Origin of the sequence: Pseudomonas sp. C32 (assembly GCF_030417915.1) — a bacterium.
Taxonomy (GTDB): Bacteria; Pseudomonadota; Gammaproteobacteria; order Pseudomonadales; family Pseudomonadaceae; genus Aquipseudomonas.
The window spans coordinates 245,158-266,611 of sequence record NZ_JAUHUK010000001.1 but is presented as its reverse complement, the minus strand read 5'-3'; the positions used below and the strand labels follow the sequence as shown (position 1 = coordinate 266,611).

Annotated in this window: 21 protein-coding genes and 1 pseudogene; 11 read left to right on the top strand and 11 right to left on the bottom strand. The window is 60.5% G+C overall.

Going from position 1 to position 21,454, the window contains the following annotated elements; genetic code table 11:
* Positions 1-34: 34 nt before the first annotated feature.
* Positions 35-610 (bottom strand): alpha/beta hydrolase, encoded by a 576-nt coding sequence (locus QYH43_RS01250; RefSeq protein WP_095059866.1) that lies wholly within the window; start codon positions 608-610, stop codon positions 35-37.
* Positions 611-966: 356 nt separating this feature from the next.
* Here QYH43_RS01250 and QYH43_RS01245 point away from each other — a divergent pair, with 356 nt between their 5' ends.
* Positions 967-2,004, top strand: a complete 1,038-nt coding sequence (locus QYH43_RS01245) for an AraC family transcriptional regulator (RefSeq protein WP_095059867.1) — start codon at positions 967-969, stop codon at positions 2,002-2,004.
* Between the two features lie 135 nt (positions 2,005-2,139).
* On the opposite strand, the gene QYH43_RS01240 is transcribed toward QYH43_RS01245, so the two are convergent.
* The 7 genes from QYH43_RS01240 to QYH43_RS01210 form a co-directional block, all read right to left on the bottom strand.
* Entirely contained in the window at positions 2,140-3,150 is a 1,011-nt protein-coding gene (locus QYH43_RS01240) for a putative sulfate exporter family transporter (protein WP_095059789.1), read from the bottom strand.
* Complete coding sequence (locus tag QYH43_RS01235; RefSeq protein WP_095059790.1) at positions 3,147-3,473, bottom strand: Rieske 2Fe-2S domain-containing protein; 327 nt, start codon at positions 3,471-3,473, stop codon at positions 3,147-3,149. The genes QYH43_RS01240 and QYH43_RS01235 overlap by 4 nt, the downstream gene beginning before the upstream one ends.
* Entirely contained in the window at positions 3,470-4,132 is a 663-nt protein-coding gene (locus QYH43_RS01230) for a DsbA family oxidoreductase (protein ID WP_095059791.1), read from the bottom strand. The genes QYH43_RS01235 and QYH43_RS01230 overlap by 4 nt, the downstream gene beginning before the upstream one ends.
* On the bottom strand, positions 4,129-5,460 hold the full coding sequence (locus tag QYH43_RS01225; RefSeq protein ID WP_095059792.1) for an MFS transporter: 1,332 nt from the start codon (positions 5,458-5,460) through the stop codon (positions 4,129-4,131). The genes QYH43_RS01230 and QYH43_RS01225 overlap by 4 nt, the downstream gene beginning before the upstream one ends.
* 93 nt (positions 5,461-5,553) lie before the next feature.
* Positions 5,554-6,606: a 3-keto-5-aminohexanoate cleavage protein gene (locus QYH43_RS01220; protein WP_095059793.1), complete on the bottom strand. Its 1,053-nt coding sequence runs from the start codon at positions 6,604-6,606 to the stop codon at positions 5,554-5,556.
* Between the two features lie 87 nt (positions 6,607-6,693).
* Complete coding sequence (locus tag QYH43_RS01215) at positions 6,694-7,542, bottom strand: TauD/TfdA family dioxygenase (RefSeq protein WP_095059794.1); 849 nt, start codon at positions 7,540-7,542, stop codon at positions 6,694-6,696.
* 13 nt (positions 7,543-7,555) lie between these two features.
* Positions 7,556-8,536, bottom strand: coding sequence for a quinone oxidoreductase (locus tag QYH43_RS01210; protein ID WP_095059795.1), 981 nt, complete (start codon positions 8,534-8,536; stop codon positions 7,556-7,558).
* A gap of 210 nt (positions 8,537-8,746) precedes the next feature.
* Here QYH43_RS01210 and QYH43_RS01205 point away from each other — a divergent pair, with 210 nt between their 5' ends.
* The 4 genes and pseudogenes from QYH43_RS01205 to QYH43_RS01190 all read left to right on the top strand — a co-directional run bounded on the left by QYH43_RS01205 (position 8,747) and on the right by QYH43_RS01190 (position 11,676).
* Positions 8,747-10,666 (top strand): alkaline phosphatase D family protein, encoded by a 1,920-nt coding sequence (locus QYH43_RS01205; RefSeq protein WP_095152107.1) that lies wholly within the window; start codon positions 8,747-8,749, stop codon positions 10,664-10,666.
* A gap of 36 nt (positions 10,667-10,702) precedes the next feature.
* Positions 10,703-10,912, top strand: a pseudogene (locus tag QYH43_RS01200) (adenylate kinase); the annotation flags it as partial.
* A gap of 258 nt (positions 10,913-11,170) precedes the next feature.
* The gene (locus QYH43_RS01195) at positions 11,171-11,425 is read left to right on the top strand and encodes a type II toxin-antitoxin system prevent-host-death family antitoxin (RefSeq protein WP_082069261.1); all 255 of its coding nucleotides are present in this window, start codon (positions 11,171-11,173) and stop codon (positions 11,423-11,425) included.
* A complete protein-coding gene (locus tag QYH43_RS01190) occupies positions 11,422-11,676 on the top strand; it encodes a Txe/YoeB family addiction module toxin (RefSeq protein ID WP_095152106.1) in 255 nt (84 codons plus the stop codon). The genes QYH43_RS01195 and QYH43_RS01190 overlap by 4 nt, the downstream gene beginning before the upstream one ends.
* 8 nt (positions 11,677-11,684) lie before the next feature.
* Here the strand turns inward: QYH43_RS01190 and QYH43_RS01185 are convergent, their stop codons facing one another.
* Complete coding sequence (locus tag QYH43_RS01185; RefSeq protein WP_301155948.1) at positions 11,685-12,860, bottom strand: aspartate aminotransferase family protein; 1,176 nt, start codon at positions 12,858-12,860, stop codon at positions 11,685-11,687.
* Between the two features lie 102 nt (positions 12,861-12,962).
* On the opposite strand from QYH43_RS01185, the gene QYH43_RS01180 reads away from it, so the two are divergent.
* Positions 12,963-13,868, top strand: coding sequence for a LysR family transcriptional regulator (locus QYH43_RS01180; protein WP_301155946.1), 906 nt, complete (start codon positions 12,963-12,965; stop codon positions 13,866-13,868).
* Between the two features lie 66 nt (positions 13,869-13,934).
* Positions 13,935-14,948 carry a sensor domain-containing diguanylate cyclase gene (locus tag QYH43_RS01175; RefSeq protein WP_301155945.1) on the top strand — a complete coding sequence of 338 codons (1,014 nt, stop codon included), beginning with the start codon at positions 13,935-13,937 and terminating at the stop codon, positions 14,946-14,948.
* Positions 14,949-14,951: 3 nt separating this feature from the next.
* Here QYH43_RS01175 and msrA read toward each other — a convergent pair whose 3' ends face one another.
* Together msrA and msrB are read right to left on the bottom strand one after the other, a co-directional pair.
* Complete coding sequence (gene msrA / locus QYH43_RS01170) at positions 14,952-15,656, bottom strand: peptide-methionine (S)-S-oxide reductase MsrA (RefSeq protein WP_301155943.1); 705 nt, start codon at positions 15,654-15,656, stop codon at positions 14,952-14,954.
* Entirely contained in the window at positions 15,653-16,183 is a 531-nt protein-coding gene (msrB, locus tag QYH43_RS01165) for a peptide-methionine (R)-S-oxide reductase MsrB (protein ID WP_095059802.1), read from the bottom strand. The genes msrA and msrB overlap by 4 nt, the downstream gene beginning before the upstream one ends.
* Positions 16,184-16,480: 297 nt before the next feature.
* On the opposite strand from msrB, the gene QYH43_RS01160 reads away from it, so the two are divergent.
* From QYH43_RS01160 to QYH43_RS01145, 4 genes are all read left to right on the top strand, one after another.
* Entirely contained in the window at positions 16,481-17,200 is a 720-nt protein-coding gene (locus QYH43_RS01160; RefSeq protein WP_095059803.1) for a response regulator transcription factor, read from the top strand.
* Entirely contained in the window at positions 17,197-18,717 is a 1,521-nt protein-coding gene (locus QYH43_RS01155; RefSeq protein WP_301155940.1) for an ATP-binding protein, read from the top strand. Before QYH43_RS01160 ends, QYH43_RS01155 begins: the two co-directional genes overlap by 4 nt.
* A gap of 167 nt (positions 18,718-18,884) precedes the next feature.
* A complete protein-coding gene (locus QYH43_RS01150; protein WP_095152100.1) occupies positions 18,885-19,589 on the top strand; it encodes a hypothetical protein in 705 nt (234 codons plus the stop codon).
* A 334-nt stretch (positions 19,590-19,923) separates the two neighbouring features.
* The gene (locus QYH43_RS01145) at positions 19,924-21,354 is read left to right on the top strand and encodes a PLP-dependent aminotransferase family protein (protein WP_301155939.1); all 1,431 of its coding nucleotides are present in this window, start codon (positions 19,924-19,926) and stop codon (positions 21,352-21,354) included.
* The last annotated feature ends 100 nt before the right edge of the window (positions 21,355-21,454 follow it).

Sequence of the window (21,454 nt, the reverse complement as noted above, 5' to 3'; positions counted from 1 at the left end):
TGCCGGTTAGCGTATTGCCAGACCGGTTCCTGTTTTAGCTGTCCAACTTGTCTAGCTGCAGGATGAGTGCCTCGGCTTGCTGCCAATGGCCAAATCCTGCGGCCGGATTCAGGTGCCCGACATCGCCCAGATTGAGCAATTCGGAGCCCCAGCCTTCCGCCATTCGGGTGACGGCAGAAAGACTGGCAAGGTGATCATTGGTGCTACCGGCCACGATGCTCGGGAACGGCAGCGGACCTTCAGGAAGAGGATTCCAGCCCTGACTGCGCAGGGTCTCGGAAGATGGGTAGTTTGACGGCCAGACGGCATCGAGATCCGGTGGCGCGGCCAGCAAGGCGCCTTTGATCGGACGGCTGTAATGCTTCGCCCAATGCGCGACCATCAGTACGCCGGCGCTGTGGGCGACCAGAATCACCGGCCCGTCGATCTGCTCCAGCTCGTGCTGGATCGCCCGCACACGGGCCATGCAATCGAGTTTGTCGGTTTCCAGTGGCGGAACACTGCGCACTTTGCTCAGCCTGGCTTCAAGCAACGTCTGCCAATGTTCGGCAACGTGGTCACGCAGACCCGGGACGATCAGAACGGTAGCGCCAGTTTGCAGTTTGTCCACGTCAACACCTTCATTTTTTCGGTGACTCGACTGGCTGTTTTCGCCAGAGTCTTTTTGTTGTGTCGACATTAAAGAGCGCCCAGCCAAGGCGCTTTACATTGGACGTCATGCACTTTTCTTTTGATGACAAATTGTCAGACATTGGGACAAGATAACCACTGGTCGAAAATCCCCGCAGGTTGGCGCAGGATCACTGTAATCAACGGATGGATCCAAATGACAACTCACAGCGTAGATGATTCGCGACACGGCAACAGGTAAACCACACACAATATGACAACTGTTCAACCGCCTATGCGCTGGATATAGTCGCCACGCTCATGCCAATCGCCATCGGCACCAGGGAAGACTTTCGCATGTCAAAGCTTGTTCGCGCCGCCGTACTGACCAACTACCTTGAGGTCACCCAATACCTGGGATTCAACCCGCGCGACGTGCTGGCGGCTGTCGGCCTGAGCAGGTCGCAACTGCAGGCCCCCGAACACCGCATCCACATCGATGCCGCCGTGCGCCTGCTGGAAGAATCGGCGACCGCCAGCGGTTGTCAGACGTTTGGCCTGAGTATGGCCGAGTCGCGCCAGCTTTCGGATTTCGGCGTGGTCAGCCTGCTGCTCAGCCACCAGCGGACCCTGCGCGATGCCTTGCACGTGGTGAAGCAATACCGGCACTTGATGAACGATTCGCTGGCCATTTTCATTGAAGAGGCCGGCAAGATGGTGATCATTCGCGAAGAGGTGGTCACCGATTCGCCGATGCCCAGCCGCCAGGCCACGGAGCTGGCCATCGGCGTGTTGTTCCGCTTGTGCTCCGCCCTGCTCGGCTCGCACTGGCACCCCTACAGCGTCAACTTCATGCACCAGCCCCCCGACAACCTGCAACTGCATCGGCGCCTGTTCGGGTGCACCCTGGAGTTCGGTAGCGAGTTCAACGGCATCGTCTGTTCCGACGCCAGCCTCGACATAACCAACCCCAATGCCGACCCGACAATGGCCCGCTACGCCCAGAGCTACCTCGACACGCTGCAAGGCAACGAAAACACCTCGATGCTGTTCGAAGTGCGCAAAGCCATCTACCTGCTGCTGCCCATGGGACGCGCCACCATCGAACAGGTCGCCCAAAGCCAGGGCATGAACGTGCGGACCCTGCAACGTCGCCTCAAGGACGACGGCTGCGCCTTCAACGACGTGATCAACGATGTACGTCGCGACCTGGTGCTGCGTTATCTGGACAACCCGGCCTACTCGCTCAGCCGCATCGCCGACATGCTTGGGTATTCCATGGCGAGTTCGTTTACGCGGTGGTTCATCAGCCAGTTCGGCATGCCGCCGGCGGCGTGGCGCAATTCGCAAAAACTGGCGGGCGGAAAATCCCCAAGCGACGCCAAAGACACCTGATCGCCAGGCAAAAAAAAACGGCGACTGCTGGTACAGTCGCCGTGAAAGACCGGTGTTTGTGACACCGGACTGGAGCCCCACAGCATGAGGAGTCGACGCCGTAGGACCCTGCCATAACACATTTGAATCGCTTGCTTAGAGTCCCCAGCGCAACAGCAACAGCACCAGCACAACCAGGAACACCGTCTCTCCCACCATCAGCAGGATCGGCTTGATACCGACGGCGGCGAGCTCTTTGAGCCGGGTTTTCATGCCCAGGGCACTGATGGAAATCACCAGGCACCAGCGCGACAATTCGTTGACCGAACCCTGCACCGCCGGGGCGATCCAGCCGGTGCTGTTGATGCACGCCAGAATCAGGAAGCCGACGGCAAACCACGGCAGCAGCGGCGGACGCTTACCGCTCGTGTCCGCGCCTTGCATGCGGGTGATCATGGCGGCGGTGACGATCACCGGCAGCAGCATGGCAACACGCATCAGCTTGACCACGGTGGCGGTGTCGCCGGTCTCGGTGGACATGCTGTAACCGGCGCCGACCACCTGGGCCACGTCGTGGATCGTGGCGCCGAGGAACACGCCCGCGACCTGCGGCGACAACTCAAGCCAGTTGGCGATCATCGGGTAGACGATCATCGCCATGGTCGACAATGCCGACACGCCAATCACCGTGAACAGCGTGGCACGCTCTTTCTGCGGATGGTTCGGCAGCGCCGCTGCCAGTGCCAGGGCCGCCGAGGCGCCACAGATGGCCGTCGCGCCACCGGTGAGCATACCGAACAGACGCTGGAAGCCCAGGGCCTTGGCGGCGATCACAGACACGCTGATGGTCACTACCACCAGGATCACCACCAGTGCAATCGGCTTCCAACCCAGCGCCGCCATCTGTTCCAGGGTAATGCGCATGCCCAGCAACGCTACGCCGATGCGCAGCACCGTGCGGGCGGTGAACTCGACACCGGCCTTGCAGGGGCCGTCATCGGCCAGAAAATTCAGGGCCATGCCCAGCAACAAGGCAAACAGCATGACCGGCGCACCGTAGTGCTCGGACAAGAACGACGCCGCGGCCGCGACAATCAGACTGACGATAAACCCCGGGGCCAATTCGCGGGTGCGGCTTTGGATGCGGGAGAGAGCTAAAGCGCTCATGGCGCGGACTCCTCGGTAGCGATGACGATAAACGCCTGGCCGTCGATGATCTCGACCGGGTAGTTATTGATTTTGACCTGCTTGGAATTGAGCAGGTAACCGCTGTGCAAATCGAAGCGCAGCCCATGGGCCAGGCATTGAATCACCCGCCCTTCAAGGCGCCCGCCGCAGAGCGAAGAGCCCTGATGCGGACAGCTGTCGTCGATGGCATACAACTGCCCGTCGACGTTGAACAGTGCCAGGCTTTTATCTTCGAACTCGAACAGCGCCCGACCGCCGGCCTGCGGGTGCTTGCCGGCAGGTACGGGAATGCGCCGGGTCATGCCGTCTGCCGCTCACGGTCACTTTCTTTCAGCGCTTCGCTCATGGCCGCGAGCAATGACTCGGCAGGTTGCGCGCCCACCACCGTCATCCGGCGGTCGAACTGGAAGCTTGGCACGCCGCTGCTTGCGCCGGGCGCTCCTTCAAATGGCGTGGCGTCGCCCAGCAAGGCGTCGGCTACGTCGTTTACGTCAATGCCGCAATCGCGGGCAATGGCGAGCAACGTCTCACCGCAACCCAAATCTTCGCCTTTCTTGAAATACGCGGCGAACAACCGTTCAAGCAACATCTCACGCTGGGCAACGTTGCCCAGCGTGCTGGCACGCTCGAACAAACGATGGGCGTCAGCGGTGTTGGGCATCGTCGCGATGCGGCTCAGGTCAATCGACAACCCGACCGTCGCAGCGGCCTGCTGTACCTGGGCCTGACGCATCGCCACCGCATCGGCATTGCCCAGACGCTTGCGATAGAAGTCGGCAAAGGGTTCACCTTGAACCGGCAACTGAGGCAGCAACTGCACGCCATGCCATACCGTGGTGATCTGCACATCCGGATGGCGACTGCGGAACTGGACCTGTGCATGCTCCAGCTGGCGCTTGCCGATCAGGCACCAGGGGCAAATAAAATCGAAAAACACATCAATACGTAAACGACGACTCACAACTTCACCTCTAATCCGGCTTCATTGACGGGGTCAGACACGCTCTGACCCTGAAGACGGGCAATATCTTTGTGGTAGTGACACTTGGCATAAAAGAACACCGCTGCGGCCGCAAGGCTGACCAGTGGCACCAATTGGAACGCGGCATGCAAACCGATGAGGTCCGATACCTTGCCCGTGATGTACGGCCCCGGCGCCAGGCCCAGCATGTTGTTGGCCAGGGTCAGCGTAGCGAACGCCGTGCCGTGGACCGAGTAATGCGTCAGGTTGGCAACCATGGCGCCGCAAGGGCCGGTGGTGCCCGTGGCAATCAACATGCCCAGGCAGATCAGCACCAGTTGTAAAGGCCCGGCCGGCAGCGCGAACGCGGCCGATAAAAGCAGACAACTGCCCAGGCAAAAAAAGATGGCCAGGCTGACCTTGCGATCAGGCGAATTCCGGCACAGACGGTCACTGAGGATGCCGCACAGGATCATCCCTGCACCGCTGCACAGCACGATGATTGCCGCCATGCCGCCAGCCTTGTCGGTGGGCATGTCGTAGTAGCGGTTCATGTAGCTGGGAATCCACACCATCACGGTGCCGCCAACGAACAACTGCAAGCCACTGGCGATGTAGGTCGACACCACCGAACGGCTGGACCACAGCGTACGCAGCGGACGCTTAACCGCCGCTGCGGTTTTGTTCGCAACCTGGGCAGCACGTTGTGGCGCAATACGCGCTTCCTTGACGATGAGCGGGTACAGCACCGCCAGAAACAGACCAAACAGCGACATACCGGCGAACGACCAGCGCCAGCCCAGCTTGGCGGCAATCGCACCGCCCAGCGCCATGCCCAGCACCGAGCCGAACATCCCGCCCGCCATAAAGGCACTGGCCAGGGTTGCCCGCATCTCTTTAGGGAACACCGAGATCACGACGGCGATGCCCACGCTGCCGTAGGCGGCTTCGCCGACGCCGACCATGAACCGCGCAATGAACATCTGTTGATAATCTTGTGCCAGCGCACAGCCAAGTGTGGCCACGCTCCACAGGAACGCCATCAGCGCCAGGCTTTTGACCCGGCCGAAACGGTCTGCCAGCAACGACAGGGGAAACGTCAGCAGGCCCACCATCAGGGCAACGATGCCACTGAGCAAACCGAGCTGTCCGTCGCTCAACGACCACTCACTTTTGAGCAGCGGGAACACCGCGTTCAGTACCTGACGCGACATGTAATCTGAAATCAACAAGCCGAATGTCAATGCAAAGACGATCCAGGCATATTGGCGCGCAACGCCGACTCCACCGGAGTCGTCATCGCCAGCGGCGATTGGGTGAAAGGCCATTCAGCCTCCTCAAGAGCTTTGTTTTATTTTTGTTATCAAGCATGCAGCGGTCGGGTAGACGAGTGGTCACGGCCTCTCGTCCCGACCCCTAGGTTAACCGCGTTGCGGTACACCTTTCTGCCCAGCCTTGCGGTTGGGGGCCATGCCGTTGGCCAACAGGGTTTCTTCGATGCTGTCGTACTGCACGCCGATGCGGTAGATCTCGCGGGCTTCTTTGCCGGTGGCGATTTCACGACCCAGTTCATGGGCAATGCGCACGGTTTGCTGGATCTGTGCAACCGAGCCGAAACGGTCGCCCTTGTGATCAATGATAGTGTCTTCGTTGCCCACACGCGGGTGCATGCCCATGGCCATCGACATGGTGTTGAACGGCATGACGTTCTTGAGCAGCGATTCGGAGGTCAGCGTGCAACCGTCCGGAGCGCGGTGGATGAAGTTGAAGAAGTTGAACGGGTTCGGGCCGTCGAAACCGCCGCCGATGCCGATCCAGGTCAGGTTCAGCGGACCTTTGTAAACGCCACGGCGCACCAGGCGCTCAAGGGTTTCCAGGGCGTGCATGCCGGTCAGCTGGAAGTGTGGCTGGATGCCGTTGCCCATCAGGCGCTTGAGGTGCTCGGCAACCCAGCCCGGACCTGCCGGTACGGTCATTTCGCTGTAGGCAGCGTGAATCAACGGGTTGTCCAGGGAGGTACCTTTGAGGTACTCCGGGTACAACAACTCCATGATGTTCATTTGCGTGGTGTTGATTGCCACGGTGACCTGATCCGGTTTCGGGGTCAGTTCGGCCAGCATGTGACGGGTGTCGTCGGACAGCCACTTGGCCGCTTCGCCGTCGCTTTCCGGGGCGAAGGAAATCGAACCGCCCACCTGGATGATCATGTCTGGCACGGCTTCACGCACACCGGCGATCAGTTCGTTGAACTTCGACAGACGCTTGGAGCCCTTGCCGTCCAGTTCACGCACATGCAAGTGCAGCACGGTGGCGCCGGCTTCATAGCATTCAACTGCTTTCTGAACCTGCTCATCCATGGTCAACGGGATGTCTTCCGGGAAATCTTCCGGCATCCACTCCGGGCCGTACGGGGCCACGGTAATGACTACCTTATCCATGTTTTCCGGGTGCAGGGAATCGTCGAAAAATTGCATGGGTTACTCCAGTTCTTATGATTGTCCCGCCCACCCGGGGCCATGCCGGGCGGACGTGTTTACGAGTGCGATGCAGGTGGCGCTCGATCAGAACGTCTTGTCGCCGATAATCCCGGCGCGCTCCATCTTGCGATGGCACGGTGGGTAATCCATGACGGCGTAGTGCTGGGTACTGCGGTTGTCCCAGATAGCGATGCTGTTCGGCTTCCAGCGCCAGCGCACTTGATACTCAGGGATGTACGCCTGGCTGATCAGGTAGCGCAGCAACTCGCCGGCGCCAGGGTTGGCGTCCTGGCCGAAGCGCACCCGGTCAGGGGTGTGGTAGTTGCTGAAGTGGGTAGTGAAGGCGTTGACGAACAACACCTTCTCGCCGGTTTCCGGATGGGTGCGCACCACCGGGTGCTCGGCGTCCGGGTACATCGCCTTGAGCGCCAGGCGTTTTTCAATCGGCATGGCGGCACCGAAGCTCGCTTCGATGCTGTGGCGGGCACGCAGGTCGGCGATCTTGACCTTCACGTCTTCCGGCAGGTTCGCGTAAGCCGCGACCATGTTGGTCCACATGGTGTCGCCGCCCACGGGCGGGCATTCCACGCAGCGCAGCACGCAGCCCATCGGCGGTGCTTCGCGCCAGGTGGCGTCGGTGTGCCAGGCGTTTTCGTAGCGGTCCATCGGCTGATCCGGCCGCTTGAAGATCTGCACCAGCCCCGGGTGATCCGGATCGCTGCCGGCCACCGGGTGATCTTCCAGCTCGCCGAAGCGACGGGCGAACGCCACGTGTTCGGCGCGGGAGATGTCCTGATCGCGCAGGAACACCACGCGGTGCTTGAGCAGCTGGGCACGAATCTCGGCAAACAGACCGTCATCATGTATTGCGTCGGCCAGGTTGACGCCGATCAGTTCGGCGCCAATGCTGTAGGTCAATTGTTCGACTTTCATGGCTGGTAGCTCCTTAAACGACGAAAATCGACGAGCCGGTAGTCTTGCGAGATTCAAGATCGCGGTGCGCCTGCACAGCGTCCTGCAGGGCGTAGTGCTGGTTGATCTCGATCTTGATCCGGCCGCTGCCGACGTGGTCGAACAACTCGCCCGCCAGGGCGGCTTTTTCGGCCGGGTCGCTGATGTAGTTGGCCAGGGCCGGACGGGTCAGGTACAGCGAACCTTTCATCGCCAGCATCACCGGGTCGAACGCCGGGATCGGGCCGGACGCAGTGCCCACGCAGACCATCAGGCCACGGGGTTTCAGCGAATCCAGCGAACCCATGAAGGTGTTCTTGCCAACGCTGTCGAACACCACGTTGACGCCCACACCGTCGGTCAATTCGCGAACGCGAGCGGCAACGTCTTCATGGCTGTAATTGATCGTATGGTCGCAACCGTGAGCGCGGGCGATTTCGGCCTTTTGCTCGGTCGACACCGTGCCGATCACGTTCAGGCCCAGCAGCTTGGCCCACTGCGAAACGATCATGCCAACACCACCGGCGGCGGCGTGCAACAGAATGCTGTCGCCTGGCTTGAAGTCGTAGATGCGGCGCATCAGGTACGAAGACGTCAAGCCACGCATGGTCATCGCGGCGGCGGTTTCGAAGCTGATGGTTTCTGGCAGCTTGATCAGCGGTGCGGCCGCGATCAGGCGCTCGGTGCTATAGGCACCCAGGGTATTGAGAAAACCGGTGTAGGTGACGCGATCGCCCACTTGGACGTTGGTCACGCCTTCGCCGATGGCCTGGACCACCCCGGAGGCTTCAACGCCCATACCGTTCGGCATCGGGATCGGGTAAGTACCATTGCGGAAGTAGGTGTCGGCATAGTTCAGGCCAACTGCTACGTGGCGAAGACGAACCTGGCCCGGACCGGGATCGCCGACTTCGACGTCCTCGTAACGTAGGACTTCAGGACCACCGGTTTCGTAAAAGCGTACAGCTTTGGCCATTTTTCTTATTCTCCGATCAGCAGGTTGGCGTGGCATCGAATTGCACTGATTGGACTGTAGGACGAGGCCTGTCGGCACGCTTCTCATCAGACGACAATGGCTTTTCATTTCGTGACAGGCATGACATGACAAGACACGCCCCATTAGCCTGTCAGCCCTCGACCTGCGCTATCATCGCCCGCCTCTGTGCCCCAAGAGTCTTGAATCCGGATGTCCGCGACGCTGCCACTGCCCGACGAATGCACTTCCCTGCCACCAGTCCTGGCCGGCCCGCTGTTGCGACGACTGGAGCCCTCGCGTCTGGTGCTGTGGCTGGTCGGCTCGCGGGCACTGGAGCTGACTTTGCGCGTGCAGGGTATCGGTGACATCCGCCTCGATACGACGCACTGCACCGTGGTGGCGGTGGGCGCCCATGCCTTCGTTCATTTGATCGACGTATCGCTCGAAACCGCCCTGCCCTGTGACGAGCGGATCGAATACGACCTGCTCATCGACGGCGTTGAAGGTATCGCCGACTGGGCACCGCACCTGCTGTACGGCGATGCCGTGCGCCCGGACTTCGTGCTGCGCTCACGGGTGGATCAATTGCTGCACGGCTCCTGCCGCAAGCCTCATCACCCGGCGACCGACGGTTTGCTGTGCGTCGATGAACTGTTGGCACAACAACATGAAGCCCTGGATCGCCCAGCCCTGCTAATCATGACCGGTGATCAGGTTTACGCCGACGATGTCGCGGGGCCGATGCTGCGAGCAATTCATGCTTTGATCCAACGCCTGGGACTGTTCGAAGAACACCTCGAAGGCGCCGTGGTCAGCGACAGCGCCAAACTTTACGAACACCCCGCCAGCTACTACCACCGCGCCGACTTGCTACCGGCGCTGGAGAGCAACGAAACCCTGCGCGATCGGTTTTTCGGTGGTGCACGCAAACCGATTTTCACCAGCAGCAGTGCCGATAACCACCTGGTGACGTTCGCCGAAGTCATGGCCATGTACTTGCTGGTCTGGTCGCCAACGCCCTGGTCCCTGATTGCGCCACAACCACCGGCACTGACAGCGCCACGACGCGAGCGCTATGCGCTGGAGCAGACGTACATCGATGGCTTCAAGGCCGGGCTGGGCAACGTCGCCCGGGCATTGGCGCACATGCCGACGCTGATGATTTTCGACGACCACGACATTACCGATGACTGGAATCTTTCCGCGCAATGGGAAGAAACGGCCTACGGCCATCCGTTCTCCAAACGCATCATCGGCAATGCGTTGATTGCCTACATGCTGTGCCAGGGCTGGGGCAACAACCCGGACGCCTTCCGTGACGTCGTGGAGAAGGCCCGCGCGTTCAGTGCCACCGGGCACGACCGCTACCTCGACAGCCCGGTTCAGGACGACTTGATCGATGACCTGCTGAAGTTTCAAAACTGGCATTTTGTACTGCCCACCACCCCGGCGGTCGTCGTTGTCGACACCCGAACCCGGCGCTGGCGCAGCGAGATGAACCTCAAGCAACCCTCCGGCCTGCTGGACTGGGAAGCCCTCAGCGAACTGCAACAGGAACTGCTGGACCATCCGAGCGCCATCATCGTTTCGCCGGCGCCGATCTTCGGCGTCAAACTGATCGAAACCGTGCAGCGGGTGTTCAGTTGGTGCGGTTTCCCCCTGCTGGTGGACGCGGAAAACTGGATGGCCCATCGCGGTGCCGCGCAAGTGATCCTGAACATCTTCCGCCACTCGCGCACACCGGGTAACTACGTGGTGCTGTCGGGGGATGTGCATTACTCCTTCGTCTACGAAGTGCTGATCCGCCATCGCAAGGCCGGTCCGAAAATCTGGCAGATCACCAGCAGCGGCATCAAGAACGAGTTCCCGCCAACCCTGCTGGAGTGGTTCGACCGCCTCAACCGCTGGCTGTATTCGCCGCGCTCACCGCTGAACTGGCTGACCAAGCGTCGGCGCATGCGCATCGTGCCGCACGTGCCGGAACATGCTGAAGCGGGCGAACGGTTATGGAATTCAGCGGGGATCGGCCAAGTGTTTTTCAATGACAGCGGCCAGCCGCAGGATATCTTTCAGCACAATTCGAATGGCTCGCCGAAGACCCGAATGGTCGCACCCGAAAGCGATGATTGAGCGCAAAAACCCTCCTACAGTTGATCGGTATCGCTCATGGACCTCACCCGAACGCTGATCATTGGTAACTCCGGCTCGGGCAAAAGCTGGCTCGCGCAGCAACTGGCCGGGCCACTGCAAGCGACCTGGGTCGACCTGGATTCGCTTCATTGGCTGAGCGACGAACACAGCATCGCCCGACCCCGCGCCGAAGCCTTGGGCATGGCGCGGATCGCGGCCGATGAAGAACGCTGGGTGATCGAAGGGTTTGGCGGTTCAAGGATTCAGTTGATGGACCGGGTTCAAATCATGGATCTCGCTAAAATAATTCGGCTCAGCGATTGATCATCTTCACATCGGTCTATCAGACAAGGACTACGCCGCTCACAGAAACGTCCCGATGAGGTTTCGTCCACACTCAGTACAAACGTTCATGCGCAAAAGCAAAAACGACCACTGAGAGGTATCGCCTTGTCATCCTGTACTCATTTCTGTACGTTCTTTGCATCAAGCGAGGACTGCACCATGCAAACCATTAACTACACCACCGCACGCGCACACTTGGCAGAGACCATGGATCGGGTCAACGAGGACCGAGCACCATTGCTGGTCACCCGTCAGAAAGGTGAACCGGTGGTGATGATGTCCCTGGCGGAATACAACGCCCTTGAAGAGACCGCCTACCTGCTTCGCTCCCCCGCCAATGCTGAACGCCTGATCAAATCAATCGGCAACCTGCGGGCCGGAAAAACCAAAGCCAGGCAACTTATCGAAGAATGAAAACCGAGTTCACTCCTGAAGGCTGGGACGACTATCTTTGGTTCCAGCAAAACGACAAGGCGGGGCTCAAACGAATCAACTTGTTGATCAAGTCAATTCAGCGCGAGCCGTTCGATGGCCCGGGAAAACCAGAGCCACTCAAACACAATCTGAGTAGCGTCTGGTCACGACGAATTACCGCTGAGCATCGCTTGGTCTACACCATCGAGGACGGAGAGTTACGCATCGTAATGTGCAGATACCATTACTGAAGCCATCCTCACGCCGCTTTCACAATACGACTCACCCCTCTGACAATCATCTCCACCTCCCGCTCATCAAGGGTCAACGGCGGCAGCAGCCGAATGGTTTGCCCACGCGTCACGTTGATCAGCAAGGCATGATCCCGCGCGGCGATCAGGCTCAGGTCGCGGATCGGTTGCTTGAGTTCGATGCCGATCATCAGGCCCTGCCCACGGATCACCGAGACGTTCGGGTGGTCCGCCAATTCCATGCGCAATCTGCTCAGCAAATGTTCGCCCTGAAGCCGGGCGTTTTCCAGCAGGCCTTGTTCTTCGATGATATCCAGCACGGTGCAACCGACCCGACAGGCCAGCGGATTGCCACCGAAGGTGCTGCCGTGGCTGCCGGGCGTGAACAGGTCGGCGGCTTTGCCACGGGCCAGGCAGGCACCAATCGGCACGCCGTTGCCCAGGCCCTTGGCCAAGGTCATGACGTCCGGGACGATACCTTCGTGCTGAAACGCGAACCACTGGCCGGTGCGGCCGATGCCGGTCTGGATTTCGTCGAGCATCAGCAGCCACGAGCGCCGGTTGCACAGTTCGCGCACGGCTTTCAGGTAACCGGGCGGCGCCAGTTGCACGCCGCTCTCGCCCTGAATCGGTTCCATCAGGATCGCCACGATGCGCGAGCCATGCGCCTGCTGCACGCGATCCAACGCCTTCAGGTCGCCGAACGGCACCTTGATGAAATCCCCCGGCAATTTGTTGAAGCCCAGGCGCACGGCCGGGCCGTCACTGGCGGATAACGTGCCGAGGGTGCGCCCATGAAACGCATTCTCCATGACCACCACCAGCGGTTGCTCGATGCCTTTGTGCCAGCCATGCAAGCGCGCAATCTTCAGTGCTGTTTCGTTGGCCTCGGCACCGGAGTTGTTGAAGAACGCCCGGTCCATGCCCGACAACGCCGTCAATTTCTGCGCCAGCCGCTGTTGCCAGTCGATGCTGTAGAGGTTGGAGGTGTGCAACAGCAACCCGGCCTGCTCCGTGATGGCGGCGACGATTTTCGGATGGGAATGGCCGACGTTGGTTACCGCCACGCCTGCAACCGCGTCCAGGTATTCACGCCCGGCCTGATCCCACAGGCGTGTGCCCAGGCCCTTGTTGAAGCTCAGGGCAAGCGGTTGGTAAGTGCTCATCAGGCAGGCGGCGGTCATGACATCAAGCTCCAGCAAGGGTCGGTGTTTTTGCAGTATGGTTAGCCACCCGAGCTGGATAAACGCGATAAAACTTCAATCATCTTCAACCATGGATTGATAATGGACCTGTTCCAGGCAATGACCGTTTACGTGAAAGTGGTGGAAGCCGGCAGCATGACGGCCGCTGCCTTGCAGTGCGAAATGTCCACGACCATGGTCGGTAATCACCTCAAGGCGCTGGAGCAACGCCTGGGTGTGCGTCTGCTCAACCGGACAACGCGACGCCAGCGGCTCACCGAGTTCGGCGCGGCGTACTACCAGCGCTGCCTGGAAGTGCTGGGCTTGGTGGCCGATTCCGAGCGGTTGGCCGAACAGGCCCTCGACGAACCAAGCGGCACACTGCGCATCACCGCGCCGCTGACCTTCGGCACTGAACGCCTGGCCCCGGCCCTGAGCGAGTTCAGCCTGCACAACCCGCGGGTGAAACTGGACGTCACGCTGACCAATCGACGCCCGGACCTGCTCGAAAACGGACTCGACGTGGCTTTCCGCCTCGGCGAGCTCGAAGCCTCCAACCTGATCGCCCGCCCGCTGATCGACTACACGCTGACCATGTGTGCATCACCGGCGTACCTGGCACGCCGGGGCACCCCGCAAATACCTGAAGACCTGCAACACCACGACTGTCTGTCGTTCGCCTATCCGGCCGGTGATGACTGGCATTCGGTGGAAAAGGAATGGCGCCTGGCCGGACCGGACGGCGACGTTCTGGTGGCGGTCAGCGGCCCGATGCTGATCAACAGTTCGGCCGGGCTGCATCAGGCTGCGCGCACCGGCATGGGCATCGTGATGCTGCCTGACGCCCTGGTCGAACAAGATATCAAGGACGGAAAATTGCTGGCCCTGATGCCGGATTACTGTCCACCGAGCCGTCCGATGAACCTGATGTACGCACAGGATCGTTACCGCTTGCCAAAATTGCGCCGTTTCGTCGATTTCGCCCTGCAGATGTGGGGCAAACACTAGCCGCCACAATACTCATGCACTAATCTGCCGCTTATCAGCCAGACATCAGGACGCAGGGAGAGCGAGATGGGTGAGGCATCGAGTATCGAGCCGTTTAAATTCAACGTGTCGGACATGAACGACGACATGTTGCACACCATCCTGGAGCTGGTCAGCGACGGGATCTGGGACTGGAACGCCAACACCGGTTTCGTCTACCGCACAGCGCGGTGGTACGAGATGCTCGGCTATACGCCTCACTCCCTGGACAACAACGTCTTGACCTGGGAGAACCTCATCCACCCCGAGGATTACCCGCGGGTCATGGCCGTGTTTGACGACTACCTGAGCGAGCGGGCGCCGGGTTATCAAGCCGAGTATCGCTGCCGCATGCAGGACGGCCAATACCTCTGGATCGAAGACCGCGGCCACATCCTGGCGCGCAATGCCGACGGCTCGGTGGCGCGGATGATCGGCGCCCACCGCAGCATCGAAGACAAGCGACGCCTGTTCGAAGCACTCGAACGGCGCAATCACTCCCTCGAAGCACTGATTGAAGAGCGCACCCGCGAATTGTCGCGGGTCAATCTGCAGCTACAGCTGCAACTCGATGAAAACCGCAAGCTGGCGCAAACCGACACCCTGACGTGCATCGCCAATCGCTATCGCCTGGAACAGGTGCTGCCCCAGGCCTGCGAGCGCGCCCAGCGCTTTCGCGAGCCACTGTCGTTGATTGCCATGGACATCGACGACTTCAAAATCATCAACGATCACTACGGTCATGCCTTGGGTGACGCTGCCCTGGTGCATGTGGTCGACAACGTGAAGCGCTTCGTGCGCGCAGGCGACTTGCTGGCGCGATGGGGTGGCGACGAATTCATCATGACGCTACCCAACACGTCGCTGGCCGAAGCCAGAACCCTGGCCGAGAAAATCCGCCACGGCCTTGTGGATTTGCTGCCAGTCGGCGATTTCAACGTGACCATGAGCTTCGGCGTGGTCCAGCGCTTCGACGATGAACAGCAAACCGGCCTGATGGCCCGGGCCGACCAGGCGCTGTATCGGTCGAAAATCGCCGGCAAGAATGTGATCTCCGGATAACGCCTACCTCCCCGCCTTCACCAACACCGGTTTGTCCTGATAACGCTCGGGGTACAGCTGTTTGAGCTGCGCCACTTTCGGCAAATCGTTGATCACGATATACGGATAGGTCGGATGCTCGGTGAGAAAGTCCTGATGCTCCTCCTCTGCCGGGTAGAAGCCGTTGAAAGTTTCCAGTTTGGTCACGATGGGTTTACTGAACGACTTGGCCGCGTCGAGTTGGGCGATGTAGGCCTGCGCGACTTTTTGCTGCTCGGCGTTTTGGGGGAAAAGGGCCGAACGGTATTGGGTCCCGGTGTCGGGGCCCTGACGGTTGAGTTCGGTCGGGTTATGGGCCACCGAGAAGTAGATTTGCAGCAGGGTGCCGTAGCTGACCTGGCTCGGATCGAAGGTCACCTCGACCGATTCCGCGTGCCCGGTATTGCCATCGCTGACCCGCTCGTACTGCGCGGTATTGGCCGCACCACCGGCATACCCGGAGACCGCGTTTTTAACGCCTTTGACATGCTGGAACACCCCTTGGACACCCCAGAAACAACCGCCTGCAAAAACTGCGGTTTCGCTGCGCGCCTGGGTGCTTTCGTCGAGCGTCGGGGGCGGCAGCAGGACAGCCTCTGCCGCGCCGAAAGAAAGCGCCGAGCATTGCCCGATAACGCCGGCAGCAACCATTGCCAACAGTGTGCGACGCCACGTGAACAGAGTTTTCATGAAGCGGACTCCTGAGTCGTGGGTTCGAACTTCAGCGCCAGACCATTCATGCAGTAACGCAGCCCGGTCGGTTTCGGGCCGTCATCGAAGACATGCCCCAAATGCCCGCCGCAACGCCGGCAGTGAACCTCTTCACGCAACACGCCATAGGAGCGGTCCTGGCGGGTCGCCACGGCCTTGTCCAATGGCGCCCAGAAACTCGGCCAGCCGGTACGGCTGTCGAACTTGGTCGCCGAAGAAAACAGCGGCAGCTCGCAACCGGCGCAGGCAAACGTGCCGTCGCGGTGCTCGTTGTTCAGCGGGCTGCTGAAGGCGCGTTCGGTGCCCTCTTCGCGGAGGATTTCGTATTGCTCGTCACTCAGAATCGCGTGCCATTCACTGTCGCTGTGGGTCACTTCGAATGCCTCCTCTGCGCGGGCTTCACTGATCAGCGCAGCGCCTGTGGAAAACTTTGGCAGCAGGCCGATCGCCAAGGCTGCCACCCCCACTCCACCGCTGACTGCCAAAAATTGCCGTCGTGAAAACATGACCGTCTCCAAAAATTCCAGGGGCCTTTGATGGAACACAGCCTAGGCTTGAGGGGGTCGCCAAATCCTCACGGGAAGTTAAACAATTCGTGATAACTCGGGCTCCGAAAAACCCGCACAATGCGTCATGCAATTTTGAACCTTGCGATTGCTGTCCTTGTAGGAGCCGGCTTGCCGGCGAAGGCGATGTATCAGTCACATCAACTGTGGACGTGCCGCCGTCTTCGCTGGCAAGCCAGCTCCTACAAGGTTTTCGTTAGCGCCATTACGCACAAACCTCGCCAAAGGATGAGCTGGATGGAACAGACCAAACGCGTCCTCGTGGTCGAGGATGACCTGCATATCGCCGACCTGATCTGCCTGCATCTGCGTGATGAGCAGTTCGAGGTCGTGCACAGCGCCGACGGCACCGAAGGCATGCGCCTGTTGCAGCAAGGCAACTGGGATGCGTTGATCCTCGACCTGATGCTGCCCGGCGTCGATGGCCTGGAAATCTGCCGCCGCGCCCGGGCCATGGCGCGCTACACGCCGATCATCATCACCAGCGCACGTTCCAGCGAAGTGCACCGGATTCTCGGCCTCGAACTGGGGGCCGACGATTACCTGGCCAAGCCGTTTTCCATGCTCGAACTGGTGGCCCGGGTCAAAGCGCTGTTGCGCCGGGTCGAAGCCATGGCGCGCAACCTGAAGATGGACGCCGGCAGTTTGCTTGTGGACGGTTTGGCCATCGATCCGATCACCCGCGAAGTGTCCCTCGACGGCCGTCGCCTGGACCTCACGCCCCGGGAGTTCGACTTGTTGTACTTCTTCGCGCGCCAGCCCGGCAAAGTGTTTTCGCGTATGGACTTGCTCAACGCCGTATGGGGCTACAGCCACGAAGGTTACGAGCACACGGTCAACACGCACATCAACCGCTTGCGCGCCAAGATCGAGACCGATCCGGCGCAACCGGTGCGCATCCTCACGGTGTGGGGCCGCGGCTACAAGTTCGCCACCGGGGAGCAAGCGCAACCATGAGGCTGACCCTGACGCAACGCCTGTCCCTGGTGTTCGCCGTGCTGTTGCTGGTGTGCTGCGGCACCTCGGCGTGGTTGCAGGTGCGCTCCAACCAGCTGCATGAACAGGAGGTGGTGCAAGGCTTGTCCCGGGACCTGGCCCAGCACATCGCCAGCGATACCGTGCTGATGGACAACAAAGGCCTGATGCCTGACGCCGTGCGTGATCTGTTCAGCAAGCTGATGCAGGTCAACCCGAGTGTCGAGGTGTACTTGCTCGATACCGAGGGCAAGATTGTCGGTAGCGCCGCGCCCGAAGGCCGGATACGCCGGGAACGGCTCGACCTCGCGCCGATCCAGCGCCTGCTGCGGGGCGATGCCTTGCCGATCCTCGGCGACGACCCGCGCAGCGTCGATGCGCGCAAGGTGTTCAGCGCCGCGCCGTTGAAGGTCGACGGCAAACCGGCCGGTTATCTCTACGTGGTATTGCTCGGCGAAGACCACGACCGTTTGGCTGCGCGGGGTGCGACCAGCGCGGCACTCAATACCGCCCTGCTGTCCATCGGTCTGGTCGCGTTGCTGTGCCTGATTGCCGGTCTCACGGCGTTCAGGTTGATCACCCGGCCCTTGCGCCGTTTGACCGAGACCGTCAGCCAGTTCGACATCGATGGCGTCCCGGTCATCCCGGCCCTGCCCGTCGCTGTGGATAAAACCGCCAGCCACGATGAAATCGCCATTCTCGACGCCACGTTCCGCCAGATGCAGGCACGCCTCGGCGAGCAATGGCGCTCCCTGACCCGCCAGGATCAGGAGCGCCGCGAACTGGTGGCGAACATCTCACACGACCTGCGCACACCACTGGCGTCATTGCACGGCTATCTGGAAACCCTGTCACTCAAAGACGCGACCCTGTCCCCCGACGATCGTCGCCGCTACCTGGGCATCGCACTGGATCAAAGTCGCAAGGTCGGCGGGTTGGCGCAATCGCTGCTGGAGCTGGTGCGCCTGGAACACGGTTTCGTGCAACCGGTGCTGGAGCGCTTTTCCCTGACCGATCTGACCCAGGACATTTTCCAGAAATTCGAACTGACCGCCGAGGCGCGTCAGGTCGAATTGAAGGCCACGTTCGCCCCCAACGTTTCGGCAGCCTGCGCCGACCTGGGGTTGATCGAGCGGGTGCTTACCAATCTGTTCGACAACGCCCTGCGCCATACACCGCCAGGGGGCGAAATCGAACTGGGCTTGCGTGTGCAAAGGGCGTTCATCGAAGTGACGGTCAGCGATACCGGACCGGGGATTGCTGCGGAACTGCGTGAAGGATTGTTCCTGCGGCCGTTCAACATTGGCGGCGCCCGGCGCGATGGCGGGTTGGGGTTGCGGATCGTGCATCGCATCCTGCAATTGCATGGGTGCGAGATTCAGTTGATCGACGTGCCGGGGCGCGGGGCGACCTTTCGATTCTCGTTGCCGATCGATGAGGAAACGGCGACAGCGTTGGCGGTGCGCTCGATGAACCTCAATACACCGCGCCAGGCCTGACACACCGTGGCGCGACCATCGCGAGCAGGCTCCCACAGAAAAGCAAAAAGATGACCAGCCGCCTGTTCATCCGTGACAACGCCGCCCCGGTCCAATAGATTAGGCGACCTGAAAAAGCCCCCGGGCTTTTTCGCCCCTATTCAAGTTATAGAAGTAGTGAAATTTCAATGTCCGATTCCAACACCGCCGAAACCGTAGCCAACCTGTCGTCCAAAGCGGAATACGAAAACTCCATCAATCTTTCACAACACGTGCCCCAGGCCAAGACCATCAGCGAGATGGTGCTGGACGCTTTCCAGTCCACCCGCGAAAGCGACCAGATCCGCGAGCTGCGCGCCGCGATCCGCCAGGCCCACGACAGCTTCGACGATGACAAAGCCTACGAACTGATGGGCGAACTCAAACAGCTCAAGGACGCCGAAGCTGCAGACATTGCGGCACTGGAAGACCTGAGCAGCAAATTCCCGATCAGCCGCATCCTGTCCAGCTTCAAGGACGACCCGGCGTTTCAGGAAATCGTCTACGGCCTGGCGCTGAAGGTGCTGAACCAGACGCATCAAGCCATCAGCAACCCGAGCAGCAGCAAGAGCAAAGCCGCCAAGGCCAAGAAAGAGCTCGAAGTGTTCACCATCAGCAAGGACGACATCAGCGTGACCTTGCCGTTGCGCACCCCGCGTTCGCGTTTGAGCGTTGACCGCGAAGCGCTGGAGTTCCTCGGGTTCACTTTCGTGGGCGAAGGCGACGAAGCGGAGCTGGAAAGCGAGACGTTCCTGGACAACAGTGGCGCCGAGCAAGCGGTCAACCGCAAGAACATCATCACCGCCCTGCAACAGCAGACCGCGTTCGACGGCTATAGCATCGCCGCGCAGTAACCCGACCTCTCACACTTGTGGCGAGCGAGCTTGCTCGCGCTGGGCAGCGTAGCGGCCCCAAAATTCTCAAAGTACATGCCGATTTTTGTGAGTGCTCCGCACTCAAGCGGGAGCAAGCTCCCTCGCCACACATTCCTTAGCGACTGACGCAAGAGCCCCGCCATCCAAACGGGGCTTTTTATTGCCCGGGTTTCGGGCAAAACCGCGATTAGTCTTCCAGTATCCACAGCAGGACAACACTTCCCTTCACCCCTCTGCATCACGGGTCCGCCTGCGGGGAGCGTCAACTCACTTTCCAGCCAAGACCTCAGTGGTGCAACCTGCTGAGGTCATCATGAACACGACGCCCTTGTACCGTCAGTTGGCCAACCATTACCTGGACGCCATCCGCAGCGGCACGCTGAAAACTGGCGAACGCTTGCCCTCGATCCGCCTGATGATGGAAAAACACGCGGTCAGCCTGTCGACCGCCGTGCAGGTGTGCCGGGAACTTGAGGATTGTGGCGTGCTGGAGGCGCGGCCCCGCTCGGGCAACTACATCCGCCAACCCGACACCTTGCCCAAACCCACCTCGATACCCCTCCCGCCAACGATGGATTCCGGGGCTTACATCGGCATTCATGAACAGGTGTCCTCGGTGCTCAAGGCTAGTCAGCGGGCAACGATCAAGGTCAACTTCGCCAGCGCCTACTGCGCAGCTGAGCTCTATCCGCTGAAGACACTTCAGGACAACCTGATCAAGTCGCTGCGCTACGACTCGCACCTGCTCGGCGCGACGGGTTCGACGTGCGGCAATAGCGCGTTGCGCAACGTCCTGGCGAGGCGTGCGCTGACCACCAAGACTCATCTGGTCGCCGAGCGAATCGTGATCACCCACGGCGCGACCGAAGCGATCAACCTCGCCTTGCGCGCCGTCACGCAGCCCGGCGATACCGTCGCGGTGGAGTCGCCGACCTTCTACGGCCTGCTGCAAATTCTCGAAAGCCTGAACCTGCGGGTGATGGAAGTCCCAGCCTCGGCCCACACGGGAATCAACCTGGCGGCCCTGCAACTTTTGCTGCAAGGCCCCGAGCGGATCAAGGCGTTGATCGTCATTCCCAATCTGCACAATCCGTTGGGCAGCATCATGCCCGACGCCAACAAGGCACGGCTGGTGATGCTGTGCGCCGAGCACGACACGGTGCTGATCGAGGACGACACCTACGGCGACCTGGTGGACACCGAGCAACCGTTGTCCACGCTCAAACACTGGGACCAGACCGACAACGTGATCTATTGCGCCTCGCTGAACAAAACCCTGGCCCCGGGCATACGACTGGGCTGGATCAGCGCCGGAAAATGGCATGACCGCGTGGAGATGCTTAAACACGCCCAGTCCCGAGGCTGCGAAACCTTGTCGCAACTAGCGGTCGGAGCCTTCATGAAGACGCCGTCCTACGAACGTTACCTGCGCCGTTTGAGGAAAACCCTGACACTGCAACGTCGGCAGATGAGCGAGTCGATTACCCGATATTTCCCGCTCGGCACCCGCGTGACCAACCCACAAGGTGGCACGTTGTTGTGGGTGGAACTGCCCCGTCGGCATTCATCCATGGCGTTTTTTCATGAAGCGCTGAAGGTCGGCATCCAGATTTCACCTGGGGATATCTTTTCCAATACCCGGCACTTTGATCACTTCGTGCGAATGGGTTGCGGGGCACCGTACTCGCCGCGGATCGATGAGGCGCTGGAGACGTTGGGCAAAATCCTCAAACATCAAGGTTGACCCAAACCCTGCTCGCGAAAGCGACGTGTCAGTCACATCAATGCTGAATGGGCCGCCGCCTTCGCCAGCAAGCCGGCTCCTACAGGTTTTGAATGTGACT